Below are 14,055 nucleotides of genomic sequence, written 5' to 3' on the forward strand. Positions count from 1 at the left end.
GGGGCGTTTCGGGGGGGGCGTGGGGCGAGAGGGGGGGGGGGGGCCGCCCCCCCCCCCCCCCCCCCCCCCCCCCCCCCCCCCCCCCCCGACGACGGCGGCCGCGTCAGCCGTAGAGGCGCAGGAACGCCCTGATGCCGGCGGTGACGCCGGCCGTCAGCTCGGCCTCGGGGAGCTGGATCGCGCCGTAGAAGGTTGCGTCGGCGGCGCCGCTGAACGTCAGCAGGGTGAACTGGGTGGCGGCCAGTTTCGCGTCCTCGACATGCAGCAGCCCCTGGTCGGCGAGGCGGCCGAAGTGCGCGGCGAGGTCGCGCTGGGAGGCGAGCGGGCCCGCGTCCAGCCAGGCGTTCAGCACCTCGGTCGGGATGTTGCCGGCCTCGGCGCGGATCGTCCGGCCGAGCGCGTAGTGGTCGCCCGCGTCGAGGACGGCGCGGGCGCGGTCGAGGGCGAAGGCGGTGAGGTCGGCCTCCAGGTCGACGATCTTGTGCAGATGCCGGTCGGCCAGGCCGGCGATGATCTCGGTCAGCTCGCCGGCCGTCTCCAGGGCGACGGAGAGGAACAGCTTCTCCTTGTCGCCGAAGTGGTTGTAGATGGTGCGCTTGGACACGCCGGCCTCGGCGGCGATCGCGTCCACGCTGGCCCGGGTGTAGCCCTCGCGGCCGAACACCGTGCTCGCCGCGCGGGCGATGGCCCGCCGCTTCTCGGGCATCCGGCGCGAGCCCGTGGCCGGCGCGGGTGCTCCGGAGGTCGCTGAGGTCCCAGGGGTCATCGGACGGTCTCTCCTCGCCTAAGATTGCACTACTCGGTGCAGTTTACTCCCGGAGGGCCGGTCGCGCGGCCGGTGCGCCGGCCGTGGAACTGGCGCGGCACGGCGGCCGTCCAGGGGAGTGCGGAGGAACGGAATCCCTTCCCGGGTTGAACGCCGGGAGAAGACGGAGGTCCCGGTGCAGCCAGGTGGTGCCGAAGTGAACGTCGAGACTCCCGTCGGGCCGCGGCCGACGGCGTCCGCCCTGCCGTCCGGCCCGTCCGCGCACGCCGGGGCGGTGGACCAGGCGGCGGCGGCCGTACGCTGCGAGCGTCTGCTGCAGGACTCGCTGGACGCCGTCCGGCCGCGGCTGACCTGGCGGCACGGGGCCGCCCGGGCGGGTGCGCGGCTGCCGGTGCCCGGGTCCGGTCCTGACGACGCGGCCGTGCACTGGTACGTCGGCCGCAGCCGGGACATCGTCACCATCGTCTCGGCGGCCCGCCGGGCGGCGCTGCCGGACATGGTCGAGACGCAGTGGCGGCGGCGCGGCTGGACCGTCACCTCGGTGAACGCCGGCCGCGAACGGCCCGGCCTCGCCGCGACCACGCCGGACGGCTACCGGCTCGCGCTGGAGTTCGGCGACCTGGGCGAGGCCCGGCTGACGGCGGTCTCGCCGGGGGTGGCCCGGTCGGACCGGTGGTCGGACGGCGGGGCCGAAGTGCCGGGATCCTCGGGTCGCTCGGCCCGGCTGCCGGAGGTGTGCTGCCCGTTCTGGAGTGCCATGGGATGAGACGGGGCGACGGTGCGGGGTGGGGCGGGGGAGGCGCGGAGCGAGTCCCCCCGGACACGCTCCGCACCGCCTCGTCGCACGGCTTCGGCGCGCGTCGCTCCCCCCGACTCCCCGGCCCCCCGCCGTCCCCCCCCCTGGCTCCACCCTCCGGCGAGGGTCGTCCGCACAGGCCTCGGCGAGCCCCCTGTCACCGGAGGCGTCGTTGATCACCACGCTAACAAACCGAGTGGTTGGTTTGTCAATATCGGGATCCACGAAACATCCACAACTCCGGAGCGGGGATCCGGGGCGGGCCGCAGGCGTCCGACCGGCCGTCATCGGCCCTCCGGGAGGCCTCGACAGTGCACCGGCGGCATGCCGCTCCGCACCCGGCGTCACCCGTCCGGGTGGCCGGAATCCGACATTCCGCACGCCCGTTCGGGGCGGCGGAGAGGAGGGCGCGGGGCCTCAGCGAAGCAGCCGGCGCTCCTTGGCCACGGCCACCGCGCCGGCCCGGGTGTCCACGCCCAACTTGTCGTAGATCCGGCCCAGATGGGTCTTCACCGTCGCCTCGCTGATGAACAGTGCGCGGGCGATCTCCCGGTTGCCCAGACCCTGCGCCAGCTGGGCCAGGATCTCCTGCTCCCGCTCGGTGAGCTGCGGCACCGGAGCGCGCATCTGGGCCATCACCCGGGAGGCGACCGGCGGCGACAGGACGGTACGGCCGCGCGCCGCCGCGTGCACCGCGGAGAACAGCTCCTCCGGCCGCTCCGCCTTCAGCAGGTAGCCGGTGGCGCCCGCGCCGATCGCCCGGGTGATGTCGGCGTCGGTGTCGTACGTGGTGAGGACCAGGACGTGCGGAGCGCCGGGCGCGGCGGTGATCCGGCGGGTGGCCTCCACACCGTCGATGCCCTCGCCGAGCTGGAGGTCCATCAGCACGACCTGCGGCGCGAGCCGGGCCGCCAGCGCGACCGCCTCCTCCCCGTTGCTCGCCTCGCCGACCACCTCGATGTCCCCGGCGCTGGCCAGCAGCGCCAGCAGGCCGGCCCGGACCACGGCATGGTCGTCGCAGACCAGCAGGCGGACCGGCGGTGTCGCGGGGGCGGTGCTCATGCGCGTCTCCCGGTCGCTCGCTCGTTCATCGGGGCTCCAGAGGTGCTCGTCGGGGCTCCAGCGGGATGGCGGCCGAGACGACGGTGCCCTCGCCGGGGGTGCTCTCGACGGTCAGGGTGCCACCGAGCTGGCGCAGCCGGGCCCGCATCGCGGGAAGTCCGTGGCCGCGCCCGCTGTCCGGCCGGGCACCGCCGGCCGGCTCGTCGGCCCGGAAGCCCCGGCCGTCGTCGGCGATGTCCAGGACGGCCTGGTCGCCGAGGAAGGAGAGCGTCAGCCCGGCGGCCGAGGCGCCCGCGTGCTCACGGACGTTGGCCAGCGCGCCCTGGGCGATCCGCAGCAGCGCGGACTGGGCGGCGGCCGGCAGCGGCACCGCGGCGCCGTCCAGGTGGAAGCGGACCGGCAGCCCGCTCTCGGCGGACTCCCGCTCGGCGAGCGAACGCAGCGCCTGGTCCAGCGTGCGGCCGTCGGCGAGTTCGGCGGGCGCGAGGTCGTGGACGAAGCGCCGGGCCTCGGCGAGGTTGCGGGCCGCCACCTCGGCGGCGGTGCGGACGTGCGTGCGGGCCGTCACCGGGTCGGCGTCCCAGGTGCGGTCGGCGGCCTGGAGCAGCATCTGCTGGCTGGAGAGGCCCTGCGCCAGGGTGTCGTGGATCTCCATGGCCAGCCGTTCGCGCTCGGCCAGGGTGCCCTCCCGCCGCTCGGTGGCGGCGAGTTCGCGCCGGGTGCGGCGCAGGTCGCGGATCAGCGCGCGCTGCCGCTCGGCCTGCCGCTCCATGAAGAGGAAGACGGCGGTGGCGAGCGCGGCCACGGCGGGCGGCAGTAGGACCAGGTTGGCGTCCACGCCGCCCAACCGGACCTCGCCGACCACCACCAGCAGCGTGAGCGCCGCCACCAGCGGGATCGCCGCCCGGGCGGGCAGGGTGCGCAGGGCCGTGTAGACCAGCGGGACGGCGCACCACGCGAAGCTCGGCGCCAGCAGCACCAGCACCACCCAGAGCGCGACCACCAGGGCCAGCGGCCAGAGCCGGCGGCGCTGCCCCGGGGCGGGCGGGCGGCGGTGCGCCAGCCAGGAGCCGGCCGGCTGGGCGACGGCCAGGGCGAGGCCGAGGCCGATCACCCAGGGGATGCGCGGGCTGCCGGGGTGGTGGCTGAGGTAGCGGCCGAGCGAGGTGGCGAGCAGCAGCAGGAAGGCGGAGTCGAGCAGGACGGCCAGCCGGCCCGCGTCGAGATCACCGGCGGCGGCTCCGGGCGCGGTGGGCGCGGCTCCGGGCGCGGCGGCGGGCTCGGGCTGCTCCACGTGCTCGCTCCTCACTCCGGTTTCCGACTGCGGCGGTTGCCGCGCCACCTGGGCCGGCCAGGACTCCCCCGGCCGGGGCCGGACTGCGCCGGCCCGCGCACGGCCCGGGCTGACCTGCGCCGATCCCTCGATGGTGACCCGTCCGGCCGGGGCACGCATCAGCCGATCGGTTGACGGGTCCGTCATCCATCATGCGCGCGGGCGGCGGCCGGACCGCCGATGTGGGGAGGGGGTCCGCGGCCGGAGGATCGGTACCGAAGCCGCCGAGCCCGATCCGGTCCCCCTGGTTCCGGCCGTGGCCCCCGACCGATCGACGAGGAGCTGGACCATGAAGAAGACCTCCGTGCGCACCCGCGTGCTGACCGGTACCGTCGCCGCCGCCGCGCTGGCGGCCGCCACCGTCGGCGCCGTCTCGGCCAGCGCCGAGACCACCGAGGCCCCGGCCGCCGCCACCGCGGTGAAGGCCGACACCCAGAACAAGAACCTCACCCAGACCACCGGTCTGACCATCGAGGCCGCCACCAGGGCCGCCCAGGCCGCCCTGAACGCGGCCGACAAGGCCGGCCAGCACGTCTCGGTCGCCGTGGTGGACCGGGACGGCGTCACCCGGGTCCTGCTCAAGGGCGACGGGGCCGGCCCGCAGTCGCCGGAGTCCGCCGAGCGCAAGGCGTTCACGGCCGTCTCCTGGAACGCGCCGACCTCCGAGCTGGCCAAGCGCCTCGCCCAGGCGCCGAACCTCAAGGACATCCCCGGCACGCTGTTCCTGGCCGGCGGCGCCCCCGTCCAGGCCAAGGGCGCGCCGATCGCGGCGATCGGCGTCGCGGGCGCGCCCAGCGGCGACCTCGACGAGCAGTTCGCCCAGGCAGGCGTCGCCGAGCTCGCCAAGTAGCGGACGGCCGGCGGGAGGCCGGTGGGCAGCCGGCCGCCGCGCCGGAGCGGGCCCCCGACCGTCCCGGCGCACCGGCCGCCGCGCCCGCCCGCACCGGGTACCGGGCAAACCGGGACCGGGAGTCCTGCCCGGAACCGGCGCGGCGCCGCACCGCAGCGGCCAGGATGAGCGCATGGCACACATGACCGAGGCCGAGTGGCGCTCCTTCCTCTCCGCCGGCACCCGAACCGCCAAGATCGCCACCACCCGGGCCGACGGCCGCCCGCACGTCGCACCCGTCTGGTTCCTGCTGGACGGCGACGAGATCCTCTTCAACACCGGTGCCGACACCGTCAAGGGCCGCACCCTGGCCCGCGACGGCCGGGTGATGATCTGCGTGGACGACGAGCGGCCCCCGTTCTCCTACGTCCTCGTCCAGGGCACCGCCCGGCTCAGCGACGACCTGGCCGAAGTGCGCACCTGGGCCACCCGGATCGCCGCCCGGTACATGGGCGAGCACCGCGCCGAGCAGTACGGGGCCCGCAACGGCGTCCCGGGCGAACTGCTCGTACGGGTGAAGATCGAGAAAGTCGGCGCAGAACAGGGGGTGGCCGACTGAAAAGCCGGGTGCCGCTGTCAGTGGCGCGTGGCAGGCTTCCCGGTATGACGGCGTGGACCCTCAACGACATCGAACGTGCGATCCGCTCCTCCTGGGGTGTCGACACCTGTGCGCCCGAGGACTTGGCCCACTGGCGTCCCGACAATCCCGCCCGCGGCCAGTGCGGGGTGACGGCGATGGTGCTGCACGACCTGCTGGGCGGCGAGCTGATGATGGGCGAGGTGCACGTCGGCGGCGTCCGGACGGACCTGCACTGGTGGAACCGGTTCGCCACCGGCGTCGAGATCGACCTCACCCGCGAGCAGTTCGGCCCGGACGAGCGGGTCGGTCCGGGCCGGCCGGTCGCCCGCCCGCAGCGCCCCGGCCGGCTCCAGGCCCAGTACGAGCTGCTGCGCCACCGGGTGATCGCCGAACTGGAGGCGGGGCTGGCCGCGGTCTCCGCCCTGCCTGAGCGGGCGGTCGCCTGAGCGGGCGGTGCGTCCGGTCCCGGCGCGCGTGAACCCTGGCGCCGGGCCGGCCTGACGTACAGTCGGGCGCGCCGGATCGTGGCCGGACGACGGGGCGACCGGGCGAGGACGGGAGAGTGCGATGTCCGGGACGACGGTCGGGTTCGTGGGGCTCGGCGCGATGGGGCAGGGCATGGCCGCCAGCCTGCTGCGGGCCGGCCACGCCGTCCGGGTCTGGAACCGTTCGCCCAGGTCGGTGGCCGCGCTGGTGGCCCAGGGCGCGGAGGCCGCCGACGGTCCGGCCGACGTGTTCGCCGCCGAGGCGGTGGTCTCCATGCTCGCCAACGACGACGCGGTCGAGCGGCTGCTGCTCGACCCGGCCCTGCTGGCCGGCGCCGCGGCGTCCGTGCACGTCAACATGGCCACGGTCTCGGTGGCGCTCGCGGAGCGCGCCGCGGCCCTGCACGCCGAGCACGGCCTCCGCTACGTCGCCGCGCCCGTGCTCGGCCGGCCTCCGGTGGCGGCGGCCGGCGAGCTCGACATCCTGGCCGCCGGGAGCACCGAGGCGCTCGCCGCCGCGGAGCCGCTGCTCGCCGCGATGGGCCGGCGGACGTGGTACTTCGGCGAGCGCCCGCCGCAGGCCAACACCGCCAAGATCAGCACCAACTTCCTGCTGGCCTGCGCGATCGAGTCGATGGCCGAGGCGTGCAGCCTGGCCGAGGCCAACGGCGTCCGGCCGGCCGACCTGATCGGGATGCTCAGCGGAACGCTCTTCCCCGGGCCGGTCTACTCCGGCTACGGCGCGATGGTCGCCGAGCGCCGCTACGAACCGGCCGGCTTCCGGCTGCCGCTCGGCCTCAAGGACGTCAACCTCGCGCTCACCGCGGGCGCCGACACCCACGTGCCGCTGCCCTTCGGCAGCATCCTGCGGGACGCCTTCCTCGACGCGCTCGCCCACGGGGACGGCGAGAAGGACTGGGCGGCCGTCGCGGCCGTCGCCCGCCGCCGGGCCGGGCTCCCGGCGTAGGGCTTCTCTGACGGTTCCCGCCGCGCGCACGACCTCTGGCGGCCCCCGGATCCCGCGACCGGGCGCGAAAACCCGGTGCCCGCCGCCGCACCGGCTGCCTACGATCGCGGCGTGACGCTCACGCACGAACCCCGCTCCGACGAGCCGTGGCTGGTCCGCACCGACCGGCTGGAGCTGCGCGCGGTCCGCGCCGACGACCTCGCCGCGCTGTTCCGGATCAACACCGACCCCCGGACCTGGGGCCACGTGCCCGAGGGGCGCCACCGGGACGAGGAGGCCACCCGGGCCTGGATCGAACGGGCCGTCGGGCGCTGGGAGTCGGGCGGACTCGGCTACTGGACGGCCCGGCTGCCCGCCGACGGCACGGTGGTCGGCGTCGGCGGCGTCGCGTTCCAGCCCGACTCCGGCTTCTGGAACCTCTACTACCGGCTGGACCCGGCACACTGGGGCCGCGGCTACGCCACCGAGCTGTCCCGGGCGGCCATCGCCGCCGCCCACCGGCACTCGCCCCAGGTGCCGGTGGCGGCCTGGATCCACACCCACAACGCCGGCTCCCGCCGGGTCGCCGCCCGGCTCGGCCTGGCCGACCAGGGCCTGCGCCGCGACCCGACGCTCGGTGACCTGCTGCACCTGTACACGGACCGGCAGGTGCCGCCGGCCGAGTCGTAGACTCGGGCTCTTTGCGAGCTCTCCGCGAGCCGACAGAACCACGGGGGTCCCGATGTCCGAACAGCACGCCGCTGCCGAAGTGCCGCGCAGCTTCCTCTTCCTGGTCGCCGGCTCGCGGGAGGGCGGCAACTCCGAGCAGCTCGCCCGGATCGCCGCCGAGGCGAGCCTGCCGGCCGGCGCGGAGCAGCGCTGGCTGCGGCTGAGCGACCACCCGCTGCCGCCGTTCGAGGACCGCCGGCACACCGGCGACGGCGGCTTCCGCGAGCCGGCCGGGCACGAGCGCACGCTGCTGGACGCCACGCTGGCCGCGACCGACCTGGTCTTCGTCGCGCCGCTGTACTGGTACTCGCTGCCGACCAACGCCAAGCTCTACCTCGACCACTGGTCGGCCTGGCTGCGGGTGCCCGGCGCGGACTTCCGTGCCCGGATGGCCGGCGGCACCCTCTGGGCCGTCACCGCCCTCGCCACCGAGCCCGACAAGGCCGAGCCGCTGATCGGCACCCTGCGGCTCTGCGCGGACTACATGGGCATGCGCTGGGCCGGCGCGCTGCTCGGCAACGGCACCCGCCCGGGGGACGTGCTGAAGGACGAGCGGGCGCTGGTCGCCGCCAAGTCGTTCTTCGCCGGCTGAGCCGCGCGCCCGGCAGGGCGGCCTGCCGCCTGCCCTGCCGCTTGCCCTGCCGCGGCGCTCTGCCGGGCGCCTGTTCGGGACGGCCCCGCCGGGCGTGTACCGGTCACCCTGCGGTCACCTGGCGGTCGGGCGCAAAAGCCATGCACGATGATGGAGTTGGGTCAATCGGACAGGGCGTGGGCGGAGGTGTGTGCGAAGCGTGGCACCCGCCTTCCGGGACGGGTGGCTCCTTCGGTAGTCTCCGTCGGACTTTCAGCTTCGCGGGGGGACTGCTGTTCGGACAGCCCTGCCCTGCCGCGCCCCCGGGCCGCGCCCGGACACTCTCGTGAGGTCTTCCTTGCCCATGTCCATACGTCGCAGTCTTGCCCTCGCCGGCGCCGCCGCGCTCGCGTCCTCGATGGTGCTGGCCGGTGCCCAGGGTGCCGCAGCCGTCGGAACCACCGGCTCCCCGTCCGCCTCGGCCGCGCCGCAGGCCGACAAGGCCGGACACCAGAGCCTCGACCTGTCCGTGCACGGCGTGCCGGACACCTTCATCGCCGGTGGTGACGCCCGCGAGTTCACCTTCAAGATCGACAACTCGACCAAGCACGACTTCGCCCTCATCCCGCTGCTCAAGTTCAAGAACCGCGAGGGCAGCCTGGAGGCGGGCGACCTCAAGGTCGAGTACCAGCTGCCCGGCGGCCAGTGGCTGCCCGGCTCGGTCGCCCCCGGCGGCGGGGACTCCGACGACGACGCGGTGCTCACCCTGCTCGGCGGCGTGGGCCAGGACGGGAACGTCGCCGACGACGCCCTGCAGGTCGTCAACCAGGGCAAGAGCCTCGCCATCAAGGTCCGGGTCTCCTTCACCAAGGACGCCCCGCTCGGCAAGGCCGGCGTGGTGCCCGTGGTGTTCTCCGCCCAGCTCGACGACAAGACCCACGAGCCGGTCGGCGAGGGCCACTTCAGCTGTGACGGCATCCGCGGCGCCGGCTTCACCATCAAGGCTGGCGAGACCAAGCCGAGCCCGACCGGCAAGCCCACCACGGCGAAGCCGACCACCGGCAAGCCGAGCCCGACGGCCACCCACTCGCCGTCCGCGACCGCCACCGCCTCGCCCTCCGCGACGGCCACCGCGACCGCCTCGCCGTCCGCGACCACCACCGCCTCGCCGTCCGCGACCGCCACCGCCTCGCCGTCCGCGACCGCCTCGCCGTCCGCGACGGCCACCGCGACCGCCACCGCCTCGCCGTCCGCGACGGCCACCGGCAGCGCCACCGCCTCGCCGTCGGCCACCACCACGCCGAGCGGGGCCGGTACCAGCTCCGCCCCGGCCCCGGCCACGAGCAGCAGCGACGTGCAGCAGCCGATCGACTTCCCGGTGGCGGTCCCGGCCGTGACCGCGCCGAAGCTCACCCCGGCCGCCGTCACCAAGGCCAAGACCGCCGCCGACAACGCGGACAAGGCGCTGGCCCAGACCGGTGGCGGTGACGACACCACCGCCATCGCGATCGCCGGCGGCGCCGTCCTCGCGGTCGGTGCCGGCACCCTCGTGGTCCTGCGCCGCCGCAAGTCCGCCGCGCAGGGCTGATCCGGCAGGGCTGATCCGGCAGGGCCCGGGCGAACCGCCCGAGCGCCCCTCGGGTGTCCGTCCGCCGGACACCCGAGGGGCGTTTCCGTTTCACCGGGTGAAATAGGATGACCGGCCGAAGGGGGCGGACCGGCGCGGAGAGGTACAGGGGTGCGGGGAGCACGTTCGGCACGGGTCAGGACCGACTACGAGGCCGCCACCGGGCGGATCGCGGGCCTGCCGCTCCGCAGACACCACGTCCTGCTGGTCGCCTGGACGGTGCTCTGGTTCCTGCTGGTCGAGCCCAGCGGCGGCTTCTCCTGGCACTACCTGCGCCAGGGCGAGGAGCTGCTCTTCAGCGGCCAGGCCGACGGCGGGCTCTCGCTCTACGCCCACCACCCCGAGCTGCAGATCGGCCCGGTCAGCCTGGCCGTGGCCCGGCTCTTCGACCCGTTCGCCGCGCACACCGGCCAGGTGCTGGCCGAGGCGGCGATGTCCGGGCTGGGCCTGGTGATGCTGGTCCTGGTCGGCCGCACCGCCGCCTGGTACTACCTCGGCACCGGCACCAACCACCGCCGGCTCCAGCAGCGGCTGCTGATCGCCGGTCTGGCGTTCATCCCGATGTGGGTGGAGGTCTCGGTCCGCTTCGCGCACATGGACGACGTGCTGGCGCTCTTCTTCACCACCCTCGCCGCGCACGCGCTGAGCCGTGGCAAGGCCGTCCAGGTGGCGGTCTACCTGGCGCTGGCGGTGGACTCCAAGCCGTGGGCGCTGGCCTTCGCCCCGCTGGTCCTCGCCCTGCCGCGGCCGGCCTGGCTGCGTACCGCGCTGTGGTTCGGCGGGCTGGTGGCCGTCGCCTGGCTGCCGTTCTACCTGGGCAATCTGGACACGGTGGCCGCCGCCAAGTTCACCATCCCCAACCAGCCGGCTTCTGCGCTGCGCTGGTTCGGGGTGACCGACCCGGCGACCCCGTGGTGGGACCGGCCGACCCAGTTCGCGCTGGGCCTGGGGCTGGGCAGCATCGCCGTCTGGCGCGGCCGCTGGCCGGCCGTCGTGCTGCTGGGGGCGGACGCCCGGATCCTGCTCGACCCCAGCGTCTACACCTACTACACCGCCTCGATCCTGCTCGGCACCCTGCTCTGGGACGCGGTCGGGCAGAAGCGGCTGGTGCCGTGGTGGAGCTGGATCGCGCTGGCCGCGCTGTACGGGGGCACGCTGCTGATCCCGTCGGACGCGGCGCGCGGCCTCGTCCGGCTCGCCTTCGTCGTGGTCTCGGCCGGGTACGTGCTGCTCTGGCCCACCCGGCGGACCCGCCGTCCGCACCGCGGGGGCGGCGAGGCGGCCCGCGGCCGGGGGGGCCGGCGGCGCGAGCGGCCGCTGGTGGGGACGGCTCCGTAAGCAGGCCTCACCCGGCTCGGCGTCAGCCCGCCTTCGCGTCACCGGCCTCCGCGTCAGCCCGCGACGAGGTCGCGCGCGTCGTCCGGCACCGCGGTGGGCCGGGTCGCCCGGGACCGGCCGAACAGCACCGCCGCCAGCGCCAGACCGACCGCCGCCCCGGTCAGTTGGGCCAGCACGAAGCCCGGCACGGAGCCGAACGCTATCCCGGTGTAGCTGTCGGTCAGGGCCCGCCCGAGGGTGACCGCCGGGTTGGCGAACCCGCCCGAGGAGGTGGCCCAGCAGGCCGCCCCGACCCAGAGGCCGACCGCCGCCGGCACCAGCCGCCCGCGCCCGCTGCCGGCCAGCCCGGCCACCACCAGCATCAGCGTCCCGGTGGCCACCACCTCGCCGAGCCAGAGTGCCGTGCCGTCCCGGCCGTGCCCGGACGGCTCGGCGAACGGCCGCCCGAACATCACGTTGGCCAGGCCCGTCCCGGCCGCCGCGCCGGCCGTCTGCGCGGCGGCGTACGCGCCCACCTCGCGCAGGGTCGGCGCCGGTCCGCCGCCGTTGCGGCGGCCGGCCCACCACGCACCCGCCGTCACCAGCGGGTTGAAGTGCCCGCCGGAGACCGGGCCGAGCAGTTCGATCAGCACCGCCAGGGCGAACGCCGAGGCGCCGACGTTGACGAGGAAGCGGACGGCGCCGTCGGAGCTGAGCGCGGCGGCCTGGATGCCCGAGCCGACCACCACGGCGGCCAGCGCCGTCGTGCCGACCGCCTCCGCGGCCAGCCGTCGTACCAGGGGCGCAGAGGTGGTGGTCATGGCGCCCATGGTCCTGGCTGCCGTCCCGGCCCGACAATAGGCGGCTTCGTCCAACCTGCGGCGGTGGTACGGCCCTCTGCTCGGAGAGTCGCACGGGGCTGATGGCCCCCGGTGCACGCGGGGCCCGTGACACTGGGCTTGACCCTCACGCAACGGGAGGCGGGAGGGTCGTGGTCAGCAAGAAGGGAGCAACTCGTATGACCGGCGGATACTCGGTCGGTGAGGTGGCGAAGATCGCCGGAGTCACCGTCCGTACCCTGCACCACTACGACGAGATCGGACTGCTGTCCCCCGGGGGCCGTACCCCGGCCGGCTACCGCCGGTACCAGGACGCTGACCTCGACCGGCTGCAGCGGATCCTGTTCTACCGCGAACTCGGGTTCCCCCTGGAAGAGATCGCGGCCATCCTGGATGACCACTCGGTCACTCCGAGCGAACACCTGCGGCGCCAGCACAGGCTGCTGACCGACCGCATCGCCCACCTCCAGGAGCTGGCCGCGGCCGTCGAACACGCCATGGAGGCAGAGAAGATGGGCATCCAGCTGACCCCGGAGGAGAAGTTCGAGCTCTTCGGCGAGTCCTACAAGGAGGAGTGGGAGACCGAGGCCGAGCAGCGCTGGGGCGACACCGCGGCCTGGACGCAGTCCCAGCAGCGCACCGGCGGCTACGGCAAGGCCGACTGGGAGCGGATCAAGGCCGAGGCGGACGCGCTCAACGCCCGCCTGGTCGAGGCCTTCACCGCCGGCGAGCCCGCCGACGGCGGCCCGGCCATGGACCTCGCCGAGGTCCACCGGCAGCACATCTGCGACAACTTCTACGACTGCACCTTCGAGATCCACCGCGGCATCGCCGGGATGTACGTCGCAGACCCGCGGTTCACCGCCACCTACGAGCAGCTCGCCCCGGGCCTCGCCCAGTGGCTGCACGACGCCATGCTCGCCAACGCGGCCTTCCGCACCGGCGAGTCGGCGTAACGTCCCGGCGGGCCGGCGTAACGTCCCGGCGGGTCGGCACGGCGTCCGGCGCTCAGGCCACCCCGCGGCCGAAGCTGCGGCGGTAGGCGGTGGGGGAGGTGCGCATCACGCGGCCGAAGTGGTGGCGGAAGGTCGCGGCGCTCTCGAAGCCGACGGCGGTGGCGATCTCCTCCACCGAGCCGTCCGGGGATTCGAGCAGCGGCAGGCTGGCCGCGATGCGCTGGGTGACGACCCAGCGCATCGGGCTGGTGCCGTTGCGGGCGGTGAAGTGGCGCAGGTAGGAGCGGTCGGACATCCGGGCGGCGCGGGCCAGCAGGGAGATGGTCAGCGGGGAGGAGAGGTGGTCCAGCGCCCACTGCATGGACCGGGCGATGCCGTCGTCCTCCTCCTCGACCGGCCGGACCGCGGCCTCGATGAACTGGGCCTGGCCGCCGTCCCGGTGCGGCGGCACCACGAAGCGGCGGGCGACGCTGTTGGCCACCTTGGCGCCGTGGTCGCGGCGGACCAGGTGGAGGCAGAGATCGATACCCGCGGCGCTGCCCGCGCTGGTCAGTACGGAGCCACCGTCCACGTAGAGGACATCCGGGTTGACGCGCACCGACGGGTGGCGCTGCTGGAGCAGTTCGGCGTACCGCCAGTGCGTGGTGGCCTCGTGGCCGTCCAGCAGGCCGGCGGCGGCCAGCGCGAAGGCACCCGAGCAGATCGAGACGATCCGGGCGCCGCGTTCGTGCGCCGTGCGCAGCGCGGCGACCAGCCCGGGGGAGACCTCGCCGCTGAAGGCGTTCGGCACCCCGGGGACCACCACGGTGTCGGCGGCGGCGAGCTCGTCGAGGCCGTGATGGGCGGTCAGCGAGAAGCCGCCGACGGCGTGCAGGGCGGTTCCCGGCCGGTCGGCGCAGACCTTCAACCCGTACCAGGGCGCCGCCAGCAGTCCGCTGAGCTCGGGCCGGGCCAGCCCGAACACCTCGACCACCACACCGAGTTCGAACGGCGTCATGCCGTCGAAGGCGTACACCGCGACATCGTGGACCGGCTCCGGCCGCCGCCCGATCGCGACGGCCACCGGCCCGGTCGTCTGCCGGTCGGGCGGCTGCTGTTCGGCCATGGGGAACCCCCTGCTGACGGGTGGCGGGATGGCGGTGAGTGTAGCCGTTGCGGC

General features: G+C 75.1%; 14 protein-coding genes and 1 pseudogene. 10 read left to right on the forward strand and 5 right to left on the reverse strand.

The features are described 5' to 3' along the window. Positions 1-103: 103 nt before the first annotated feature. Entirely contained in the window at positions 104-766 is a 663-nt protein-coding gene (locus ACZ6NC_RS24765) for a TetR/AcrR family transcriptional regulator (protein WP_465735948.1), read from the reverse strand. Between the two features lie 196 nt (positions 767-962). Between ACZ6NC_RS24765 and ACZ6NC_RS24770 the strand changes: the two genes are divergently transcribed. Then, positions 963-1,532 (forward strand): hypothetical protein, encoded by a 570-nt coding sequence (locus ACZ6NC_RS24770; protein WP_465735949.1) that lies wholly within the window; start codon positions 963-965, stop codon positions 1,530-1,532. Positions 1,533-1,979: 447 nt separating this feature from the next. Here the strand turns inward: ACZ6NC_RS24770 and ACZ6NC_RS24775 are convergent, their stop codons facing one another. Together ACZ6NC_RS24775 and ACZ6NC_RS24780 are read right to left on the reverse strand one after the other, a co-directional pair. Then, positions 1,980-2,624, reverse strand: coding sequence for a response regulator (locus tag ACZ6NC_RS24775; protein ID WP_465735950.1), 645 nt, complete (start codon positions 2,622-2,624; stop codon positions 1,980-1,982). A 25-nt stretch (positions 2,625-2,649) separates the two neighbouring features. Then, positions 2,650-3,918, reverse strand: a complete 1,269-nt coding sequence (locus ACZ6NC_RS24780; protein WP_465735951.1) for a sensor histidine kinase — start codon at positions 3,916-3,918, stop codon at positions 2,650-2,652. 328 nt (positions 3,919-4,246) lie between these two features. On the opposite strand from ACZ6NC_RS24780, the gene ACZ6NC_RS24785 reads away from it, so the two are divergent. The 8 genes and pseudogenes from ACZ6NC_RS24785 to ACZ6NC_RS24820 all read left to right on the forward strand — a co-directional run bounded on the left by ACZ6NC_RS24785 (position 4,247) and on the right by ACZ6NC_RS24820 (position 11,122). Then, a complete protein-coding gene (locus ACZ6NC_RS24785; RefSeq protein ID WP_465735952.1) occupies positions 4,247-4,807 on the forward strand; it encodes a GlcG/HbpS family heme-binding protein in 561 nt (186 codons plus the stop codon). A gap of 181 nt (positions 4,808-4,988) precedes the next feature. Continuing rightward, complete coding sequence (locus ACZ6NC_RS24790) at positions 4,989-5,405, forward strand: PPOX class F420-dependent oxidoreductase (protein WP_465736029.1); 417 nt, start codon at positions 4,989-4,991, stop codon at positions 5,403-5,405. 44 nt (positions 5,406-5,449) lie between these two features. Next, the gene (locus ACZ6NC_RS24795; protein WP_465735953.1) at positions 5,450-5,872 is read left to right on the forward strand and encodes a YunG family protein; all 423 of its coding nucleotides are present in this window, start codon (positions 5,450-5,452) and stop codon (positions 5,870-5,872) included. A gap of 79 nt (positions 5,873-5,951) precedes the next feature. Then, positions 5,952-6,878: pseudogene (locus ACZ6NC_RS24800) on the forward strand (NAD(P)-dependent oxidoreductase); the annotation flags it as partial. Positions 6,879-6,989: 111 nt separating this feature from the next. Beyond that, a complete protein-coding gene (locus ACZ6NC_RS24805) occupies positions 6,990-7,547 on the forward strand; it encodes a GNAT family N-acetyltransferase (RefSeq protein ID WP_465735954.1) in 558 nt (185 codons plus the stop codon). A gap of 79 nt (positions 7,548-7,626) precedes the next feature. Beyond that, on the forward strand, positions 7,627-8,178 hold the full coding sequence (locus tag ACZ6NC_RS24810; RefSeq protein WP_465736030.1) for a flavodoxin family protein: 552 nt from the start codon (positions 7,627-7,629) through the stop codon (positions 8,176-8,178). A gap of 343 nt (positions 8,179-8,521) precedes the next feature. Beyond that, positions 8,522-9,745: an LPXTG cell wall anchor domain-containing protein gene (locus tag ACZ6NC_RS24815; RefSeq protein ID WP_465735955.1), complete on the forward strand. Its 1,224-nt coding sequence runs from the start codon at positions 8,522-8,524 to the stop codon at positions 9,743-9,745. A gap of 150 nt (positions 9,746-9,895) precedes the next feature. After that, on the forward strand, positions 9,896-11,122 hold the full coding sequence (locus ACZ6NC_RS24820; protein ID WP_465735956.1) for a hypothetical protein: 1,227 nt from the start codon (positions 9,896-9,898) through the stop codon (positions 11,120-11,122). A gap of 53 nt (positions 11,123-11,175) precedes the next feature. On the opposite strand, the gene ACZ6NC_RS24825 is transcribed toward ACZ6NC_RS24820, so the two are convergent. Further along, positions 11,176-11,922 carry an aquaporin gene (locus ACZ6NC_RS24825; protein WP_465735957.1) on the reverse strand — a complete coding sequence of 249 codons (747 nt, stop codon included), beginning with the start codon at positions 11,920-11,922 and terminating at the stop codon, positions 11,176-11,178. A gap of 197 nt (positions 11,923-12,119) precedes the next feature. On the opposite strand from ACZ6NC_RS24825, the gene ACZ6NC_RS24830 reads away from it, so the two are divergent. Further along, the gene (locus ACZ6NC_RS24830; RefSeq protein ID WP_465735958.1) at positions 12,120-12,896 is read left to right on the forward strand and encodes a MerR family transcriptional regulator; all 777 of its coding nucleotides are present in this window, start codon (positions 12,120-12,122) and stop codon (positions 12,894-12,896) included. Between the two features lie 52 nt (positions 12,897-12,948). Here ACZ6NC_RS24830 and ACZ6NC_RS24835 read toward each other — a convergent pair whose 3' ends face one another. Then, a complete protein-coding gene (locus ACZ6NC_RS24835; RefSeq protein WP_465735959.1) occupies positions 12,949-14,001 on the reverse strand; it encodes a helix-turn-helix domain-containing protein in 1,053 nt (350 codons plus the stop codon). Between the last annotated feature and the right edge of the window lie 54 nt (positions 14,002-14,055).

The organism is Kitasatospora sp. NPDC041988 (assembly GCF_055588525.1).

What these genes read in the sequence shown, in the direction of transcription:
- ACZ6NC_RS24765 (WP_465735948.1), bottom strand. Translation starts at nt 766, where the DNA reads ATGACCCCTGGGACCTCAGCGACCTCCGGAGCACCCGCGCCGGCCACG.
- ACZ6NC_RS24775 (WP_465735950.1), bottom strand. Translation starts at nt 2,624, where the DNA reads ATGAGCACCGCCCCCGCGACACCGCCGGTCCGCCTGCTGGTCTGCGAC.
- ACZ6NC_RS24785 (WP_465735952.1), top strand. Translation starts at nt 4,247, where the DNA reads ATGAAGAAGACCTCCGTGCGCACCCGCGTGCTGACCGGTACCGTCGCC.
- ACZ6NC_RS24790 (WP_465736029.1), top strand. Translation starts at nt 4,989, where the DNA reads ATGACCGAGGCCGAGTGGCGCTCCTTCCTCTCCGCCGGCACCCGAACC.
- ACZ6NC_RS24795 (WP_465735953.1), top strand. Translation starts at nt 5,450, where the DNA reads ATGACGGCGTGGACCCTCAACGACATCGAACGTGCGATCCGCTCCTCC.
- ACZ6NC_RS24815 (WP_465735955.1), top strand. Translation starts at nt 8,522, where the DNA reads ATGTCCATACGTCGCAGTCTTGCCCTCGCCGGCGCCGCCGCGCTCGCG.
- ACZ6NC_RS24825 (WP_465735957.1), bottom strand. Translation starts at nt 11,922, where the DNA reads ATGACCACCACCTCTGCGCCCCTGGTACGACGGCTGGCCGCGGAGGCG.
- ACZ6NC_RS24830 (WP_465735958.1), top strand. Translation starts at nt 12,120, where the DNA reads ATGACCGGCGGATACTCGGTCGGTGAGGTGGCGAAGATCGCCGGAGTC.
- ACZ6NC_RS24835 (WP_465735959.1), bottom strand. Translation starts at nt 14,001, where the DNA reads ATGGCCGAACAGCAGCCGCCCGACCGGCAGACGACCGGGCCGGTGGCC.